We start from the raw sequence: 16,236 nt of genomic DNA on the forward strand, positions 1-16,236 counted from the left end.
AGGAGAAAAGATGACAAGTACTTTTGAGCAAGAAGTTAAACACGGCGATCGCTTCCGTTTTGGAGAAAACTGGCAGCGCTTTTTGTCAGTTCTCAATGATGAAAGGATTGGAGAAGCTGAAAAATCTCTCAAACAAATGTTAGAAATAGAAGATTTACATGGTAAATCTTTTATTGATATTGGTTCTGGCAGTGGCTTATTTTCTTTAGCTGCCCGTAGATTAGGAGCTAAGGTTCATTCCTTCGATTATGATACCCAGTCAGTAGCTTGTACACAAGAACTGAAACAGCGATATTTTCCTGATGATTCTAATTGGACGATTGAACAAGGTTCAGCTTTAGACACAGATTATGTTAAATCGCTAGGACAATTTGACATTGTTTATTCCTGGGGCGTGCTGCATCATACTGGCGCGATGTGGAAAGCTTTAGAGAATGCCAGTCTTTTAGTGGCGAATAAAGGACTCTTATTTATTGCAATTTATAACGATCAAGGCGGGAAGTCAAAACGTTGGCTAAGAGTTAAAGAACTTTATTGTTCAGGAATTTTTGGAAAAACTGTAGTTTCTTCTTTATTCATTCCCTATTGGATTTTGGGAGGATTAGCCGTAGATGTTTTAAAGGGCAAAAATCCAGTTACACGCTATAGTGAATACAAAAAATCTAGGGGAATGTCTCGCGTTCATGATTGGTTTGATTGGCTAGGTGGATTGCCCTTTGAGGTAGCCAAACCAGAAGAAATATTTAATTTTTATCATGTACGAAGATTGGAACTAAAAAAAATGACTACCTGTGGCGGTCGATTAGGATGCAATCAGTTTGTTTTTATCCAGGGGACATGAAGATTGTTTTTTTAATCCGTTCCCTAAACCAGGGAGGTGCTGAAAGGCAGTTGGTGACGTTAGCCAAAGCACTAAAAAAAGAAAATTTTAATGTAACGATACTATGCTTTTATTCGGGGGGGATTTTAGCGAAAGACTTAGAAAATACAGAAGTTAAACTTATCTCCTTAGAAAAACAGCACCGTTGGGATGTGTTGAGTTTTTTGTGGCGGCTTTACCGTGAAATAAAGGGTTTAAACCCTGACATATTACATGGCTATCTCGATAGCGGCAATTTACTCGCTACTTTTTTAAAACCTGCTTTGCCAACAACCCGAATTTTTTGGGGAGTACGTGCTTCAAATGTAGACTTAACTCGTTATTCCTGGTTGTCAAGGGTACTTTATCGTTTGGAGTGTTTCTGCTCACGTTTGCCTGACTTAATAATTGTTAATTCTCATGCAGGTCAAGCATATCATTTGGCTCACGGATTTCCGGCTGATAAAATGGTAGTAATACCAAATGGCATTGATACGGAAAAATTTAAACCTAATCCAAACGCAAGAACGAAAATACGAAGTGAATGGGGGATACCAGCTAACACGATCCTAATTGGCTTAGTCGGGCGACTAGACCCGATGAAAGATTACCCTACGTTTTTAAAAGCAGCCGCCCTACTGTGTCAAGTCAGGCAGGATGTAGTATTCGTTTGCATAGGTGGGGGATTAGAGAATTATGCACGGGAAATGCACCAACTCGCTAATCAATTAGAAATCTCGGAAAAAGTTATTTGGGCAGGAGCAAGAGCAGATGTGCCTGATGTTTACAATGCCCTAGACATTGCGGTTTCTTCTTCTTCTTATGGTGAAGGGTTTCCCAATGTAATTGGAGAAGCAATGGCGACTGGTGTGCCTTGCGTAGTTACAGATGTAGGCGATTCAGCTTGGATTGTCGGCGAAACTGGTATAGTTGTGCCGCCTAAAAATCCGGAAGCTTTGGTAAAAGGATGGCTAGTTTGTTTAGAAATAGATAAGATTCAAATAAGAGAGCAAGCGCGGCTGCGGATAGTTAATAATTTCAGTATACAAAAATTAGTCGCACAAACAAAGGCAGTCTTATGGCTGAAGGTTTAACATTTGCTCTAATTTGGGCAGCTTTTTGGACTATGTTATTGAGCTTCGCCATGTGCAATCAATATATAACCAAATTTCCATCCCTAGTTATAGCCTCAATAAAAACATTAATACCTACTTGTTATTCTGCTTATTTTTATAATGGTGACTGGACTTTTCTAGATGACGTAGGTTACTACGAACAAGGCCAAACCTTACTAGATTTAGGCTACAATCCTCTTACAATTATTATTGATCCCGAAGGTTTGGAAAGAATTTTTGCCATAGCTAATGGTCAGCATATTTTATATGTATGGTGGAATATATTTGCTCAATACTTTTTCGGCTCATATTATTATTCTCCAGTCTTCTTAAATGTTTTGATTACTTTTGTAACCGCTTATTTTATAATTAAAATTGCTGAATTATGTAATTTTAGCAAAAACTATAAAAAAAGTTTATATATTTTCATGTTATTTCAATGGGACATTCTAGCGTGGTCAAGTTTTATTAATTCAAAAGACACATTAGTAATGTGTCTTTCTGTAATGGCGCTTTACGGAATTTTAAAATTGTTTGAGCAAAATAATAAAACAATATTTAATTTAAATAATTTATTTTTTTTAATGGTGTCCAGTTTAAGTTTATATCTATTATTTTTTATAAGATTTTATACAATACCTTTAATATTCTTGACTATAATAATTTTTTTAATAATAAAACAACAAGTTAAAAGTTTTTTATTTTTAATTTTATTTACAGTATTGTTTACAACCATATTAAGCACACTAGCAAATTTTATTTATGATGTTAATTCTTTTTCAATAAAAAATGTATTGACAGGTATATTACGAATGATTTTTACTCCGCTACCGTGGCAAATTGAAGAAAGCTATACTTTTTTAGTTATTCCATCAATTTTAAATTTGCTATTTTTGATACCAGTAATTATAGTGGGCTGTAAATTTTGGAAAATTTCAAAACCATTAAGTTTGCTATTGATATATTTAATCGTTGCATTAATTTTTTACGGATTTTTGGAAGAATTTCAGGGTCCTAGACAAAGATATCAACTAACTTTTATAATTGGTTGGCTCCAGTTTCATGTTCTTTGGGTTATTTTCATAAAAACGACACAGAGTAATAAATATTTTACCTATGGACAGAGTAATAATAGTAAAATAGATTGAAACTAACGCTTAAAATGAAAATAATTCACATAATTACAGGACTTTACACAGGTGGTTCTGAAGTCATGCTCTATAAACTCCTCAGCACCCAAAATAGAAATAAAATAGATTCAGTTGTTATTTCTTTAATCGATCGAGGCACGTTGGGCAGTAGTATTGCTGCTTTAGACATACCCGTTTATACTTTAGGAATGAAAAGTGGACAAACAACATTAGGGGCTGTGTTGCGCTTGGCTAAAATCATGAGATCGCTCAACCCTGACATAATTCAAGGTTGGATGTATCATGCCAATATAGCGGGGCTTTTAGCAGCCAGCTTCCTGGGTTTTAAAGTACCTGTTTTATGGAACATTAGAGCCTCTCAGACAGTTTTGAAAAATGAAAAACCTTCGACGGCTGCAACCATTTGGTTAGGGGGTAAACTCTCCCATTTTCCCGCAAAAATCATTAACAACTCTCATGCCAGCGCAATAGCCCATCAGTCTCTAGGATATCTGTTCTCAAAAACTATAGTAATTCCTAATGGATTTGATATAGATAAATTTATACCTTCTCAACACGATTATAAAAATGTAAGACTAGAATTGGGTGTTCCTGATAATACAACTTTAATTGGTTTATTTGGCCGTTACCATCCAATAAAAGGTCACGAAGTTTTCTTGAAAGCTGCTAAAATTCTATTAAAAAAATATCCCTATATACACTTTCTTTTGGGAGGCAAGGAAGTGGATAGCACTAACCATGTATTAAATCAACAAATTGCTCAATTAGAAATAGGTGAACAAATACATCTATTAGGTGAACGTCAAGACGTACATCATCTCACTGCTGCCTTAGACATTGCTTCTTCTTCCTCTTATAGTGAAGGATTTCCTAATGTAGTAGGCGAAGCAATGTCTTGTGGCGTACCCTGTGCAGTTACAGATGTGGGAGACTCAGCCTGGATTGTAGGTAATACAGGACGGGTTGTTCCTCCTAATAACCCAGAGGCATTAGCAAATGCTTGGCAAGAGTTGATCGAAATGGGCGCAGAGGGTAGGTCTAAATTGGGTTCAGCAGCACGGTCAAGAATTATTGAATGTTTTTCTTTAGACTCAGTTGTAACTCAGTATGAAACCTTATATGAAACAATGTTTGCTGAAAAAAAATAAAAATAAAGGCTAAAACTTAATGTGTGGAATTACAGGATTTTGGAATTGGAGGCAACAATTTTCCCCTGAGCAAATGCAAAATATTACTCAGGGTATGTCTAACACTCTGCTACATAGAGGTCCTGATGATGGCGGCGTTTGGTTTGATGTAGAAGCAGGAATGGCTTTAGGACATCGACGCTTGGCTATTGTTGATCTATCACCAGAGGGGCATCAACCGATGTTGTCGGCGAATGGTCGCTATGTAATTGTATTTAACGGGGAAATTTATAACTTCTTAGAATTACGGCGGCAGGTAGAACAACTAGGGCATCGCTTTAGAGGACATTCCGATACCGAAGTAATGTTAGCTTGTTTTAGCCAATGGGGATTAGAGCGATCCATTGAGCAATTTAATGGTATGTTTGCCTTTGCTTTGTGGGATCGTCAAGAACGGATTTTATATTTGGGGCGCGATCGCCTCGGTGAAAAACCCCTATACTACGGTTGGTTCGGTTCAACTTTTATCTTCGGTTCAGAATTAAAAGCCCTCAAAGCCCACCCTGATTTTTCAGCTAAAATCGACCGGAATGCTTTAGCACTTTACATGCGACATAACTGCATTCCTGCACCCTACTCAATTTACCAAGGCGTTTATAAACTGCCACCTGGGTGCCTTTTAACAGTAAGACCTGACTTTCCTGATTGCCATCCTCTGCCATATTGGTCTCTCAAGTCAGTCGCTGAAGATGGAATTGCTAACCCCTGGAGTGGATCGGTTAGCGAAGCGATCACCGCTTTAGATACCCTGTTACGTGATGCTGTCAGCTTACGCATGATCGCCGACGTGCCTTTAGGGGCATTTTTATCTGGTGGGGTCGATTCCTCAACGGTGGTGGCTCTGATGCAACAGCAATCTACACAACCTGTAAAAACTTTTACCATCGGTTTCTTTGAAGACGGGTACAACGAAGCCAAAGATGCCAAAGCAGTAGCCCAACACTTAGGTACCGACCACACAGAATTGTATGTCACTCCATCAGACGCAATGGCAGTGATTCCCAAGCTGCCAACACTTTATGATGAGCCATTTTCTGATTCCTCTCAAATTCCCACCTTTCTAGTCTCCCAACTAGCCAGACAACACGTTACAGTCAGCCTTTCTGGGGATGGTGGCGATGAACTTTTTGCCGGATATAACCGCTATTTATTAGGGCAAAAAATTTGGCAACAGATTGGCTGGATTCCTAAACATTTGCGCCAAATTGGTGCGAACGCATTAAAAGGTGTATCTGCTCAAACTTGGAATCAGCTTTTTACCAGTGGGAATTTCCTACTTCCCCCAAAGCTTAGACATGTTCTAGTCGGAGATAAACTGTATAAGCTAGCTGAAATTTTGGCAGTTGACACTCCTGAAATCATTTACAGGGAGTTGGTTTCACATTGGAAACAACCAGAATCTCTGGTTTTGGGAGCAGTAGAACCCTCTACTGCATTGAATAACCCAAAAGCTTGGGCAAAGCTGCCCAATTTGACACAGAGAATGATGTATTTGGATACTGTGACTTATTTGCCCGATGACATTCTTGTTAAAGTGGACAGAGCTAGTATGGGTGTTAGTCTGGAATCTCGGATACCTCTTTTGGATCATCGGGTAGTAGAATTTGCTTGGCGGATGCCATTAAGTATGAAAATGCATAAAGAGGGAAGTAAGTGGCTATTGCGCCAAGTGTTATACCAGTATGTACCTCGCAGTTTAATAGAAAGGCCTAAAATGGGTTTTGGTGTCCCTATAGATAGCTGGCTTAGAGGACCCTTACGGGACTGGGCAGAGGCACTGCTCGATGAAAAAAAGTTGTCTGAACAAGGTTTTTTTAATCCCCAACCTATTCGGGAAAAGTGGCGCGAACATCTGGCTGGTGATCATAACTGGCAGTACTATCTCTGGGATGTACTAATGTTTCAAGCTTGGTTAGAGGAAAATAAGTAGCAGAGCGTTTCCCACCCTGCAAGACCATTTCCATAGTTATAAGTTTAATATATAGCAATCGCCAAAGCAATTAGGACAAGCTTTAGAGTTGAAGTGTATACAGCGTAAGGCGTTTCAAAAGATAACTGCTAAAATATAACTGCTAACCGCTATATATAAGGTTAAATCTGTGCAAGAGGTAAACTCAGCAGGAAGTATAGATAATACATGGCAGTCTGTTTTAATGTTTGATATAAAAAGGTAAAAAACTTTGAGCGATCGCATTGCTATTATTGGTCTTGGTTACGTCGGCTTGCCCGTAGCTTTAGCATTTGCTAAAAACTTTTCAGGTACTATCGGATTTGATATTAATTACGAAAAAGTTACCGCTCTTAAGCAGGGGATTGATACTACGGGCGAAATTCCGAGTGATGAATTAATTGCTACAACTCTCCAAATTACTTCCGATCCAGTAGATTTAAAAGCCGCTAACTTCTTTGTTGTTGCTGTTCCTACCCCAATAGACCGTTATAATCGTCCTGATTTAACACCTCTAATTAAATCTTCCGAAACCATTGGTAAGGTACTACAACCTGGATCAGTAGTAGTATACGAGTCTACAGTATATCCTGGCGTAACCGAGGAAATATGTGGCCCAATATTAGCAAAAGCATCTGGTTTAACTCAAGGTATTGATTTTAAGCTGGGTTACTCACCAGAAAGAATTAATCCGGGCGATAAGGAACATACTATAGAAAAAATTGTCAAAGTTGTTTCTGGGGAAGATGCAGAAACTTTAGAGCGAGTTGCCAAAGTTTACGGAACTATTATTGACGCAGGTGTACACCGCGCTCAATCTATTAAAGTTGCCGAAGCAGCTAAAGTTATCGAAAATACTCAGCGAGACTTAAATATTGCCTTAATGAATGAATTAGCAGTAATTTTTGATCGGTTGGGTATCCGCACTCATGATGTTTTAGCCGCAGCAAAAACAAAATGGAACTTTTTACCCTTCAACCCAGGACTTGTAGGTGGTCACTGTATCGGAGTTGATCCTTATTATCTCACGACTAAAGCACAACAACTAGGCTATCATCCTGAAGTTATCCTTGCTGGTCGTCGGATTAATGACAGCATGGGAACATACATTGCTCAAAGACTAATTAAGCTGTTTGTTAAATCTAATTTACGTATTCAAGGCGCTAAAGTAGGCATTTTAGGGCTAACATTTAAGGAAAATGTTCCTGACTTACGTAATAGCCGTGTACCTGATATTGTGGCAGAGTTAAGACAATTTGGGATTGAGCCATTAGTACACGATTCTTTAGTTACTTCCGAGCAAGCACAACATGAATATGGTATACAGCTAACAGATTGGCAAGATTTTTCCGATTTAGATGGAATGATTCTTGCTGTTAGCCACCGTTTTTATCTTGATATGCCCCGCGAACAATTACTAGCTGGCATTAAAACTGGTGGGGTTCTGATGGATGTCAAATCCGCTTTTGATCCAGCTACACTTCCAGAAAATCTTACTTATTGGAGTTTGTAGGGCATGACAAAAATTTTAGTTACTGGTGCCGCTGGTTTTATCGGGTTTCACCTCAGTCAAAGACTACTATCTAGAGGCGATGAAGTTGTTGGACTAGATAACCTTAATAATTACTATGATGTCACTCTCAAGAAAGACAGATTAGCCCAACTAGAAGGTAAACCAGGATTTAGTTTTCACCAACTAGATTTAGGTGATCGTGAAGGTATAGCCAACCTATTTACTGAGCAAAACTTTGATGTTGCAGTCAATTTAGCAGCGCAAGCTGGCGTGCGCTACTCCTTAAAAAATCCTCATGCCTACATTGATAGTAATATCGTAGGTTTTACCAACATTTTAGAAGGTTGTCGCCATTCCCAAGTTAAGCATTTAGTATATGCCTCTTCTAGCTCGGTTTATGGATCTAATACTAAAATGCCCTTTTCAGTGCATGACAACGTAGATCACCCAGTTAGCCTTTATGCTGCTAGTAAAAAAGCTAATGAATTAATGGCTCATACTTATAGCCATTTGTACAACTTACCTACTACTGGGTTACGCTTTTTTACCGTTTATGGGCCTTGGGGTCGTCCTGATATGGCGCTGTTTCTCTTTACCAAGGCAATTTTATCAGGACAGCCAATTGATGTATTTAATTACGGTAAAATGCGCCGCGATTTTACCTATATTGATGACATCATTGAGGGGGTTGTTAGAGTTATAGATAATATCCCGCAACCAAACTCAGATTGGTCAGCAGATGCACCCGATCCTGGTACAAGTAAAGCTCCATACAAAATCTATAATATCGGAAATAATCAACCTGTTGAGTTGATGAAATTTATTGAAGTTTTAGAAGATTGTTTGGGTAGAAAAGCCGAAAAAAATCTGCTACCTATTCAATTAGGTGATGTACCTGCCACCTATGCAGATGTTGATGATTTGATTAATGATGTAGGTTTTAAACCAAATACACCGATTGAGGTGGGTATTGAAAGTTTTGTAGCCTGGTATCGGTCTTATTATTCTGTTTGATAAAACTTGCCAAAAAGCATCTAACTTAATTTAGATGCGTGTTATTTTTTTTGGAAGTACATATCATATAGATATTAATAATATATGACAGAGCTTAATATGAAATTTTTATTTATAATAACTCGGGCTGATACTATTGGTGGCGCTCAAGTTCATGTCAGGGATTTAGCAAAAGCTTTAAACCAAGATAGGCACGAAGTTTTAGTTGTTACAGGAGTACGGGGTGCCTATACAACTGAACTCCACAAATGGGGCATTAACTCAATATCATGTGAGTTTTTGGAAAAAAACATAAATTTGGTAAAGGATTGCCAATCATTTAATTTTTTGAAAGAAACAATTCGCAATTTTAAGCCTGATATTGTCAGTACGCACTCTAGTAAGGCTGGGTTATTAGGTCGGTTAGCCTGTAAGATTGCTGATACACCCTGCATTTTTACAGCACATGGTTGGGCATTTACAGGTGGAGTTCCTGAACCTAGTCGTACACTTTACCAATGGGTAGAAAAATTAGCTGAACCTTTGGCAGATAAGATAATTTGTGTATCAGAAAACGATCGTTCTATCGGTGTTAAGGTTGGTATGCAAGCAGATCGGCTACTAACAATTCATAATGGTATGCCAGATATACCTAATGAATTGAGGGCTAATCCAATGGCTTCTAATCCTGTCCGTATTGTTATGGTTGCTCGCTTTGATCGACAAAAAGACCATCTGACCCTGTTGAGAGCATTTCAGAAGATTCAAGGCGCACAGCTAGATTTAGTTGGAAATGGCCCAAACATAGAGGTGATTAAAACTATGGCGCTGAAACTAGGAATAGCAGACAGCGTAAACTTCTTAGGGCATCGTAATGATATTGCTAAGGTACTAGCTCAAGCCCAAATCTTCACTTTAATATCAAATTGGGAAGGTTTCCCACGTACAACGTTGGAAGCGATGCGTGCAGGGATGCCAGTAGTTGTATCTAATGTAGGAGGAGCATCTGAAGCCGTTATTGATGGGATAACGGGGTATTGTGTGCCTCATCAAGATGTCGATGTCTTGCGAGATCGACTATCAAAGTTGGTATCGGATGTAGATCTACGCACAAAAATGGGCGACCAGGGGCGAAAGCGATACGAAGCAGAATTTACGTTTGAGCGAATGTTTGAGCGTAACTGTAAGATATACGAGCAAGTTTTAGCTAACAGAGGAAAAGGTAAATAAGCAAGATGGAGCTATTAATGACAGGGGCAACTGGTTTAACTGGTGGTTTATTTCTTCAACGATTAGCACAGGTTACTCCTCAAGCTAAAGTTCACTGCTTAGTACGCTCTACCAGCGATCGCTCTGCTATCAACACCTTAAATTTAAACCTGATTTACCATTTTGGGGATACTTCTAATTCTGAAACTTGGGAGAAATCTTTTAGCCAAAATACTTGGGATACGATTCTTCACTTAGCTCAATTGCGCCAAATCCCAACTATTCTTCACAGTCTGAAAAATGCGGACAACACTCCCCGTTTAATCATAATTGGCACAACAGGAGTTTACTCAAAATATAACCAATATTCAGCAGAGTATAAAGAAGCAGAAGCACAACTAGCAAAATATCCTGGCTCTTACTGCTTACTGCGTCCAACGATGATCTATGGTTCCCACCAAGATAAAAACCTCCATAAATTAATTAAGTTCTGCTACCGCTACGGCTTTTTTCCCATCTTTGGCTCTGGTAATAACTTAGTACAACCTATCCATGCTGATGATATTGCTAAGGCTCTGCTTTATGTTCTACAACATCCCAATATTCAAGGGGATTACGATATTTCTGGTGCTAGTATTGTCAGTCTTCGAGAATTGCTAGTTTTGGTGGAAAAACAGTTGGGAAAACCTGTGCGTCCTATCACCTTGCCACTCAATGTTGGTATGTGGTCAGCTACAATTTTGGAGAGTATTTTAGGAAAACGAGCGCCTGTGCGACGGGAACAAATTCTCCGTTTAGAGGAAGATAAAGATTATCCCCACGATGCTGCCCAGCGAGACCTAGATTTTTTTCCACGCACCTTAGAAATTGGATTGCAGCAGGAAGTAGAGTTAATGCGGCACAAAGGAATAATCTGATCCATAAGTCAGAATAATAGAAAATATGAAAATAAAAAAATACCTACCTTGGTGGATTAAGATTGCAGCTAAAATAGTTTTAGCTCGCTTACCCATAGAATACGGAATTTGGAAAAAACTACATTTTTTTGAGCATGGCTCTATGGATAACCCAAATTATGCCTATAATGTTTTTAATAGTCATTTTGAGCGTACTAAATTTGAACCTGGATTCGTGAGTTTAGAGCTTGGTCCTGGAGATTCCCTTTTATCTGCGATTGTCAGCAAGAGCTTCGGCGGTTCTGCTTCTTACCTAGTTGACGCGGGAGAATTTGCCGTTAAAAACATCCAGCCATATATGATCATGGCGGATTTTCTTAATAAACAAAAATTAGATGTTCCAAATATTAAATTAGCACAATCCTTAGAAGAAATTCTAAAGATTTGTAATTCTAATTATGGGGTATCAGGATTGAGTTTTTTGAAAGAGATTCCTGCTCAATCTGTTGATTTTATTTGGTCACACGCTGTCCTAGAACACATCAAAAAAGAAGAGTTTTTAGATACATTCATAGAACTACGGAGAATATTAAAAAATAATGGAGTCTGTTCTCATAAAATTGATTTGAAAGATCATCTGGGGGGGGATCTGAATAATTTGAGATTTTCTGAACCCGTTTGGGAATCAAATTTTATGGCTAAATCTGGTTTTTATACAAATCGGCTTCGCTACTCGGAGATGTTAGAAGTATTTAGTAAAGCTGGTTTTGATGTTGAAGTAGTAGAAGTAAAACGTTGGGATAAATTACCGACTCCCAGGGAAAAATTTTCTAGAAAATTTACAGAACTTAGTGAAGAGGAGCTTCGGATATCTGAATTTTCTGTAATCTTGAGACCGAGCCATAAATAAATATTGACGAAATTATCTCACAATTGGTAATCTCAACTACTTTTTTAGTTGTCAATCCAAAATCACTTAACTGATGGATCTCCTACTTTCCCTTGTAAGCTTTATAATTAGTCTCCTTACTGTTGCCCTAATTAAGCAACGCTTCAGCCGACACCTGCTCGATACTCCCAATGAACGTAGTTCGCACACGCAACCTACACCAAGAGGGGGGGGGCTAGGTTTTATTATTGCTTTTGCAGTTACCAGCGCCATCTACACTTATGTAGTTTCGCTGTTTACGCCCGTCGCCGATAAGCTACAATTAATACCTTTGCTACCTTTGTGGCTGGTCTATATACCATTAATAGCGGTAGGCATTTTTGATGACCGTGGTGGCGTATCTGCTATTATTCGTTATCTAGTACAACTATTTGCTGCTATTCTTGCTGTCACAGCCTTTGGAAGCTTTCCCTGGCCTTGGTTGAGCCAATTAGGCGAATTTGGTAGTATTTTGTCGAGCTTGCTAACTATTATTAGTATTACGGCCTTAATCAACTTTTACAACTTTATGGACGGATTGGATGGTTTAGTAGCTGGTGTTACTACTGTTCAGTTAGGTTTATTAGCCCTATTGTTAAATCAACCTATTTTGTGGCTGCTCGTTGCCGCTTTACTAGGTTTTCTCTGGTGGAATTGGTCTCCTGCTAAAATTTTTATGGGAGATGCTGGAAGTACTTTTTTGGGTGCTTCTGTAGCTATGGCTCTCCTAAATTATGGCAAGGAGCCTGTACCTGCTCTATACGCTTTGGCGATATCTCTACCGATGATTGGCGATGCTGTTTATACGCTGGCTCGTCGCTTGTATCACCGTGAAAATATCTTCCAAGCTCATCGAACTCATCTTTATCAACGCTTACAACAATCTGGGTGGTCGCATGCTTTAGTAGCCACTACATATATTTGTATTACACTAATGGTTGATAGTAGCATTAGTATCTGGGGTACATATGCAGCTATGATCAGCGTACTGGTGATAGCTACTCTAATTATTTTAGGAGAGTTGTACTTGCAATCCCGTTCCGAGGCTTAATTTTGGAGATATTGTGTAAGATTTTTAATTTTCATTCAACTATAAAATAGTTTACCCTTAACTTAACAAAATATAAATGAATTTAGTAAATTTATGATTTATTTTTTTATTTTTCAATGATAGTCAATAAAACAAACACACTTAATCACATTCATTAAATTATTGGTATGGATGAATTTACTCAATATTGGTTTATTTTCAAACGTCGTTGGTTACCAGCTTCTTTGGTATTTACTCTTGTTTTAGGGGTGACAGCATTAGTTACATTTCAACAAAAGCCAATTTATCAAGCTCAAGGTCAAATTCTGATCAAAAAGAATAATAGTACTTCCTTATTATTAAATTTGGACAAAATAGATGGTTCTGCGGGGGCTGGCAACCAGATTAACACTCAAGCAGAGCTAATTAATTCTATTCCAGTTGCACAAGAGACTATAGCTACGCTGAATTTATCACAAAAGCCTGAGTCATTTTTAAAACCACTCAAGGTTACCAATATAAGATCCACAGATATTCTGCAAGTTTCTTATACAGATACAGATCCTGCTAAGGCAGCCAAGATTATTAATACAGTAATGAGTATTTACATCAAAAGTGATGTAAATGCTCAAAGATCTGAAGCTAAAGCAGCGAGAGAGTTTGTCGAAAAACAATTGCCCATAATCGAAGTTACTGTGCGCCAAGCTGAACAAGATTTACGTAAATTTAAAGAACAAAACAAAGTTCTAGATTTAGCAGGCGAAGCAACATCAACGACAGAAGTTCTCAATAACCTAACTCAACAGATTAGTGAAGCTCAATCTAAGTATGCGGCAGAAACATCCCGCGTTCAAGGGCTACAGCAGTTATTCGGAAATGATTTAAATGCCACAGTGGTAGCGGCTTCGGTTGGTGAGTCTCCAACCACACAAAAACTGTTGTCTAATTTGCAAGACATACAAGAAAAACTGGCAACTGAACGTACTCGTTTTCAAGAAGGGCATCCTGTAATTGAGGATCTCAAAAGTAAGGAAGCCAACTTAAAAGCTCTCCTTCAACAGCAGTTACAACAAACTTTTTTAGGGCAACAACCACTCCCTAACAGAATTGTCCCGCTGGCAGATGGTGTACAACAATCACTAATTACAGATTTTGCTCGTGCATCAGCAGAACGCGCTAGCTTAGAGAAGCAGATATATGCTTTAGCTAATGTAGAAGCTGCTTATAGAGAACGTATTAATACTCTACCGAAGCTAGAGCAACAGCAGAGGGAGTTAGAACGTAGGCTCAAAACGGCTCAATCTACTTATGAAATTCTTTCACCAAAGCTCCAAGAAATTCGAGTCCAAGAAAATCAGACAGTTGGTAACGCTCGAATTGTGACACCTGCTTCGATTCCTGAACGTGCTATTGCTCCTAAGAAAGCTCAAAATTTGGCGGTAGGAGGATTACTAGGTATTTTGTTAGGTATAGCAGTTGCTTTAGCTTTAGAAACAACAGACAAATCCATCAAAGATCCAGAAGACGCGAAGAGAATTTTGGGTTATCCATTGTTGGGCACTATTCCTATTATTGAGCATATGGACTCATCTACTACCATTCGTTTTGGTAACCAACAGCGCATAGTACCATCGATAGTTGTTACTAATACTGCAGGTTCACCTATTAGTGAAGCTTATCGGATGATTCACACTAGCTTGAGGTTTATGAGCTTGGATAACCAACTTAAAGTGATGGTGATCTCTAGTTCTGTGCCTAAAGAAGGTAAGTCTACAACTGCTGCTAACTTAGCTGTTGCTATATCTCAACTAGGTCAACGGGTGTTGCTAATAGATGCGGATATGCGTAAGCCATCCCAACACAAGATTTGGCAATTACCTAATGAGACAGGTTTAAGTACAGTCCTTACTGGACAGTCTGACTTCAATGACGCTGTAGTAGAAGTGATGGAGAATCTGGAGGTTCTTACTGCTGGAACACCGCCTCCAAACCCATTAATTCTGATTGATTCTAGTCAGATGGCTGTTTTGGTCGGGCAGTCGGCGCAAACCTATGATTTTGTAATTATCGACTCTCCTCCGGTGAGTGTCGCTGCTGATACAACCATACTGGGCAGAATGGCAAATGGTTTGATGTTTGTAGTTCGCCCAGGGGTGGCGAATTCTGGTAATCTTACCTATTGTAAAGAGATTTTAGACCAATCAAGTCAAAATGTTTTAGGCGTGGTGGTTAATGGTGTTAGCCGTAGCAGTGGTAGTTACTACAACAACTACTATTACTACAACAGTTATGCAACGCAGGAAGTTGAACAGGATGAATCAGCCACAAAGCGTTCGTCTTAGAGCTTCAACAATTTTTAGCTAACGGCTGATTCTAGCATTTGGATAGTACCTGTGTTGGCATTTATTTCTACTAAAACGCCTACAGGTAGAGTGAATTTATCCTTAATGTGACCAATCATGGAACCGTACCAAGCGGGAATATGGAGTGGTTGAATGTGATTCAGCAAAACTTCTTGTAATGGCAGCGATTGATTATCTTTGCCTGGAGAACAATTAGTACATTGCCCAAAAATAAATCCAGAAATTTGCTGAAGAATTCCGGCTAGTTTTAACTGCGTCAGCATTCGGTCTACTCGATAGATATCCTCGCCTACTTCTTCTAAAAATAAAATTTTCTGTTGCCACGAAGGTAGGTATGCAGATCCCATCATGGCGGTTAATACTGATAAATTGCCGCCTATCAATCTCCCCCTAGCTTTTCCTGGGGTGATAGTTTCTACTTTGATGGTGGTTGAGTTGAGATTGTTGGCAATAATCGGATTTTGGAGAGTTACTGCTTTGCTATCAAAGATAATTCGTTTGAAATAATCTACAGAAAAAGAATTCCAGGTTGAAGTACCGACAGGACCATGAAAGGTAACAAAACCACAACGGGCATAAATTGCTATGAGTAGGGATGTAATATCGCTATAGCCGATAATAATTTTGGGATGTTGCCGAATTAGGTCATAATCTAGCAGAGGCAAAATGCGATTGCAGCCCCAGCCACCACGCATGGGTAGTATTGCAGAGACAGAGGTATCGGCAAACATTTGATTTACATCGGCGGCGCGATCGCTATCTTTACCCGCAATATCACCGTAACGGTCGAGAATATGCTTCCCTAATTTCGCTTTTAAACCGAGTGATGCTAAAGTTTGCACTACTGGATCAATGTCGGCTGCGTTAATTGGGCTGGCAGGACTAATTAATCCCACCGTATCTCCAGCTTTTAAGCGCGATGGTTTAATTACCGAGTTGGGTTGAGAGTTAGCTTTAACTTGAAGGGGTAACTGAGAAGCTAGTACTGCTAGAGTTATGTTTCTCAGGAATAAGCGGCGATCGCACTGCATTAAAATCACTCGT

The 16,236-nt window shown here is 38.9% G+C and carries 13 protein-coding genes; 12 read left to right on the top strand and 1 reads right to left on the bottom strand.

Annotated elements, in window-relative coordinates; genetic code table 11:
* Nucleotides 1-10 precede the first annotated feature (10 nt).
* The 12 genes from CRI9333_RS17060 to CRI9333_RS17115 all read left to right on the top strand — a co-directional run bounded on the left by CRI9333_RS17060 (nt 11) and on the right by CRI9333_RS17115 (nt 15,171).
* Nucleotides 11-841, top strand: a complete 831-nt coding sequence (locus CRI9333_RS17060) for a class I SAM-dependent methyltransferase (protein ID WP_015204422.1) — start codon at nt 11-13, stop codon at nt 839-841.
* On the top strand, nt 838-1,953 hold the full coding sequence (locus CRI9333_RS17065) for a glycosyltransferase (RefSeq protein WP_015204423.1): 1,116 nt from the start codon (nt 838-840) through the stop codon (nt 1,951-1,953). The genes CRI9333_RS17060 and CRI9333_RS17065 overlap by 4 nt, the downstream gene beginning before the upstream one ends.
* Entirely contained in the window at nt 1,938-3,122 is a 1,185-nt protein-coding gene (locus tag CRI9333_RS17070) for a hypothetical protein (RefSeq protein WP_015204424.1), read from the top strand. Before CRI9333_RS17065 ends, CRI9333_RS17070 begins: the two co-directional genes overlap by 16 nt.
* Before the next feature lie 14 nt (nt 3,123-3,136).
* The gene (locus CRI9333_RS17075) at nt 3,137-4,273 is read left to right on the top strand and encodes a glycosyltransferase family 4 protein (protein WP_015204425.1); all 1,137 of its coding nucleotides are present in this window, start codon (nt 3,137-3,139) and stop codon (nt 4,271-4,273) included.
* Between the two features lie 19 nt (nt 4,274-4,292).
* Entirely contained in the window at nt 4,293-6,242 is a 1,950-nt protein-coding gene (gene asnB / locus CRI9333_RS17080; RefSeq protein WP_015204426.1) for an asparagine synthase (glutamine-hydrolyzing), read from the top strand.
* A 250-nt stretch (nt 6,243-6,492) separates the two neighbouring features.
* A complete protein-coding gene (locus CRI9333_RS17085; RefSeq protein ID WP_015204427.1) occupies nt 6,493-7,773 on the top strand; it encodes a nucleotide sugar dehydrogenase in 1,281 nt (426 codons plus the stop codon).
* Nucleotides 7,774-7,776: 3 nt separating this feature from the next.
* Nucleotides 7,777-8,787, top strand: a complete 1,011-nt coding sequence (locus CRI9333_RS17090; RefSeq protein WP_015204428.1) for an NAD-dependent epimerase — start codon at nt 7,777-7,779, stop codon at nt 8,785-8,787.
* 99 nt (nt 8,788-8,886) lie between these two features.
* Nucleotides 8,887-9,996, top strand: a complete 1,110-nt coding sequence (locus CRI9333_RS17095) for a glycosyltransferase family 4 protein (RefSeq protein ID WP_015204429.1) — start codon at nt 8,887-8,889, stop codon at nt 9,994-9,996.
* 5 nt (nt 9,997-10,001) lie between these two features.
* Entirely contained in the window at nt 10,002-10,892 is an 891-nt protein-coding gene (locus CRI9333_RS17100; protein ID WP_232229348.1) for an NAD-dependent epimerase/dehydratase family protein, read from the top strand.
* Between the two features lie 25 nt (nt 10,893-10,917).
* The gene (locus tag CRI9333_RS17105; RefSeq protein ID WP_015204431.1) at nt 10,918-11,781 is read left to right on the top strand and encodes a methyltransferase domain-containing protein; all 864 of its coding nucleotides are present in this window, start codon (nt 10,918-10,920) and stop codon (nt 11,779-11,781) included.
* A gap of 73 nt (nt 11,782-11,854) precedes the next feature.
* A complete protein-coding gene (locus tag CRI9333_RS17110; protein ID WP_015204432.1) occupies nt 11,855-12,850 on the top strand; it encodes an MraY family glycosyltransferase in 996 nt (331 codons plus the stop codon).
* 167 nt (nt 12,851-13,017) lie between these two features.
* The gene (locus CRI9333_RS17115) at nt 13,018-15,171 is read left to right on the top strand and encodes a GumC family protein (protein ID WP_015204433.1); all 2,154 of its coding nucleotides are present in this window, start codon (nt 13,018-13,020) and stop codon (nt 15,169-15,171) included.
* Between the two features lie 14 nt (nt 15,172-15,185).
* On the opposite strand, the gene CRI9333_RS17120 is transcribed toward CRI9333_RS17115, so the two are convergent.
* Nucleotides 15,186-16,223 carry a S66 peptidase family protein gene (locus CRI9333_RS17120; protein ID WP_015204434.1) on the bottom strand — a complete coding sequence of 346 codons (1,038 nt, stop codon included), beginning with the start codon at nt 16,221-16,223 and terminating at the stop codon, nt 15,186-15,188.
* Between the last annotated feature and the right edge of the window lie 13 nt (nt 16,224-16,236).

It is taken from the genome of Crinalium epipsammum PCC 9333, from assembly GCF_000317495.1.
Classification (GTDB): domain Bacteria; phylum Cyanobacteriota; class Cyanobacteriia; order Cyanobacteriales; family PCC-9333; genus Crinalium; species Crinalium epipsammum.

Bases quoted from the DNA above. Each gene is read 5' to 3' on its own strand.
- CRI9333_RS17090 (WP_015204428.1), top strand. From the start codon at position 7,777: ATGACAAAAATTTTAGTTACTGGTGCCGCTGGTTTTATCGGGTTTCAC.
- CRI9333_RS17095 (WP_015204429.1), top strand. From the start codon at position 8,887: ATGAAATTTTTATTTATAATAACTCGGGCTGATACTATTGGTGGCGCT.
- CRI9333_RS17110 (WP_015204432.1), top strand. From the start codon at position 11,855: ATGGATCTCCTACTTTCCCTTGTAAGCTTTATAATTAGTCTCCTTACT.
- CRI9333_RS17065 (WP_015204423.1), top strand. From the start codon at position 838: ATGAAGATTGTTTTTTTAATCCGTTCCCTAAACCAGGGAGGTGCTGAA.
- asnB (WP_015204426.1), top strand. From the start codon at position 4,293: ATGTGTGGAATTACAGGATTTTGGAATTGGAGGCAACAATTTTCCCCT.
- CRI9333_RS17100 (WP_232229348.1), top strand. From the start codon at position 10,002: ATGGAGCTATTAATGACAGGGGCAACTGGTTTAACTGGTGGTTTATTT.
- CRI9333_RS17070 (WP_015204424.1), top strand. From the start codon at position 1,938: ATGGCTGAAGGTTTAACATTTGCTCTAATTTGGGCAGCTTTTTGGACT.
- CRI9333_RS17115 (WP_015204433.1), top strand. From the start codon at position 13,018: ATGGATGAATTTACTCAATATTGGTTTATTTTCAAACGTCGTTGGTTA.
- CRI9333_RS17120 (WP_015204434.1), bottom strand. From the start codon at position 16,223: ATGCAGTGCGATCGCCGCTTATTCCTGAGAAACATAACTCTAGCAGTA.
- CRI9333_RS17105 (WP_015204431.1), top strand. From the start codon at position 10,918: ATGAAAATAAAAAAATACCTACCTTGGTGGATTAAGATTGCAGCTAAA.
- CRI9333_RS17060 (WP_015204422.1), top strand. From the start codon at position 11: ATGACAAGTACTTTTGAGCAAGAAGTTAAACACGGCGATCGCTTCCGT.
- CRI9333_RS17075 (WP_015204425.1), top strand. From the start codon at position 3,137: ATGAAAATAATTCACATAATTACAGGACTTTACACAGGTGGTTCTGAA.